The organism is Elstera litoralis (assembly GCF_000963705.1).
GTDB classification, from domain to species: domain Bacteria; phylum Pseudomonadota; class Alphaproteobacteria; order Elsterales; family Elsteraceae; genus Elstera; species Elstera litoralis.
This window is the reverse complement of sequence record NZ_LAJY01000477.1, coordinates 1-1,901: the sequence shown is the minus strand read 5'-3', so window position 1 is coordinate 1,901 and position 1,901 is coordinate 1. Positions and strand designations below refer to the sequence as shown.

The window sequence follows — 1,901 nt, the reverse complement described above, 5'->3', positions numbered from 1 at the left end:
AACTGCACGCCGGAAAGCCCGGTTATGTTGCGGTCGGGAGGCGTCACGATGTTCAAGGGCAAAGTGGGGCAGCGCAACAATCACATCGCGGTGAAAATCGAATCCCGCACTCAGAAGGACTAGTCCCGCGATGATGACCTTTGGATTTTATCTCAATGTAATTGTCGCCCTCTTGCTGGTCGCGACGGTTATCTTCTGCTGGGTGCTGAATAAGAAGCTCAATGTGATCCGGAATCACCGAGCGGAATTGGAAGCGCTGATCGCCGCCTTTAACGATAGCTGCGTGCGGGCCGAATCGGGCGTCAAAGCCCTGCGCTCGGCAACCGACGAAGCGACGCGGCTCCAGCAGTATCTCGAACGCAGCCAAAACCTGCGCGACGATTTGTCGTACCTCGTGGATCGCGGCGGCAGCCTTGCCGATCGTCTTGAGGGCGGTGTTCGCACGGCCCGGACGGAAGTGGGGCGTCCCGGTGCCAAGCCGGAAGCGCGCGATAATGTGAGCCGTTTGCCGGAACGCGCGCTGGAAACGTCCGACCGAAACACCGATGGCTCCGGCGATGGGTATGGGTGCGATGGCCGAGCCGCGTGCCGAGCGTCGCGCGCCGCGCCCGACCGCAACCGAAGCTCAAGCGCCTGCCGAGGAAGCCGAGGTTCCGGCCTCAGGCCGTCCCGAACGTGCCCGCCCAACCCGCGACCGCGCGGGCTTGCGTCAAGCTCTCGGCGGGACTGGGGCTCCGGCTGACACTGGTGAGGCTGCGGGCGAAGCGGCACCGCGCTCGCGCGCCGAACGTGAATTGCTTCAGGCTTTGCGCGCTCGTCGCTAGGATTAGACGGTTCGGTTTTGCCTCGGGCATTGCCGAACTGTCCCATTTGAACGGTATATTTGCTTCAGTGCCTTGATGTAGGAGAGTTCGCCGATGCGCCGGTTCCTTCCTTTTCGTCTCTTGCCGGTGACGGTTCTGGCGGTCATCGGATTGCTCTTCTTCAAAGTGCAAGAAGCCTATGACGGTTTCCAGCAGTTACAGTCGCTCGTGCCGTTCGGCACCTCGGAAGCCAAGGCCCAGGCGGCAACGCCGAAAGCTGGGGCAGGCAAGTCCGGCGCCGATGCTGCGAAGGGAACTGAAGTAGCGGCGGCAACCCCGCCCGCCACGGCTGAAATGCCGCGCGATCCGACGCGCTTTACCCAGGGCGAAATCGATCTGCTGCAAAAGCTGTCGGAACGCCGGGAAGCGCTCGATAAGCGGGAGCGGGAGCTTGAACAGCGCGAAGCCATGCTGCGCGCCGCCGAAAAACGCTTCGATGAGAAAGTGTCTGAACTCGAAGGGCTGAAGACGCAACTGCGCAGCCTCGTCGATCAGCGCAGCAAGGATGAGGAGGAGCGTCTGCGGAGCCTGGTGCGCATCTATGAAACGATGAAGCCGAAGGAAGCCGCGCAGATTCTCGAAAAGCTCGATCTCGACGTTGTCGTCGGGGTGATCGGGCGAATGAAGGAAAATAAACTCGCGCCGATCCTCGCCAGCATGCTGCCGGATCGCGCGAAAACCTTGACTGCGCTGCTCGTTGACCGCAGCCGCGATCAGCCGTCCGCGCCCGCCGTTCCGGCTGCTGCGCCGCGGCGGCCTTAAGTCAAGACAGTTATTCTAAAGGGTTTCTCACACGCAGGGTTGACGGAAGCACGCCACTCGTAGACCTTGCGCCTGCACAGTCCAGAGACTCAAACAGGGGACTTAGAGCTTCCATGGATAAGAATATGCCGATTCTCATCGTCGATGATTATAAGACGATGCTTCGGATCATCCGTAACCTTCTGAAACAGCTTGGTTTCGACAATGTCGATGAAGCCACAGATGGCTCCACCGCCTTGGCGCGGTTGCGGGAAAAGAACTACGGTCTCGTGATTT

The 1,901-nt window shown here is 60.5% G+C and carries 4 protein-coding genes; all 4 read left to right on the top strand.

From position 1 onward, the window contains the following. A partial coding sequence (locus tag VZ95_RS29380; protein WP_198148347.1) for a FliM/FliN family flagellar motor switch protein occupies positions 1-123 on the top strand: 123 nt, incomplete at its 5' end. A gap of 7 nt (positions 124-130) precedes the next feature. Continuing rightward, entirely contained in the window at positions 131-742 is a 612-nt protein-coding gene (locus tag VZ95_RS22260) for a DUF6468 domain-containing protein (protein WP_052711848.1), read from the top strand. Positions 743-917: 175 nt separating this feature from the next. Further along, positions 918-1,625: a MotE family protein gene (locus VZ95_RS16020; protein WP_045776750.1), complete on the top strand. Its 708-nt coding sequence runs from the start codon at positions 918-920 to the stop codon at positions 1,623-1,625. 113 nt (positions 1,626-1,738) lie between these two features. Next, on the top strand, positions 1,739-1,901 hold a 163-nt coding region (locus tag VZ95_RS16015; protein WP_045776749.1), incomplete at its 3' end, for a response regulator.

Coding starts and splice junctions, on each gene's coding strand:
- VZ95_RS22260 (WP_052711848.1), top strand. CDS start 131: ATGATGACCTTTGGATTTTATCTCAATGTAATTGTCGCCCTCTTGCTG.
- VZ95_RS16020 (WP_045776750.1), top strand. CDS start 918: ATGCGCCGGTTCCTTCCTTTTCGTCTCTTGCCGGTGACGGTTCTGGCG.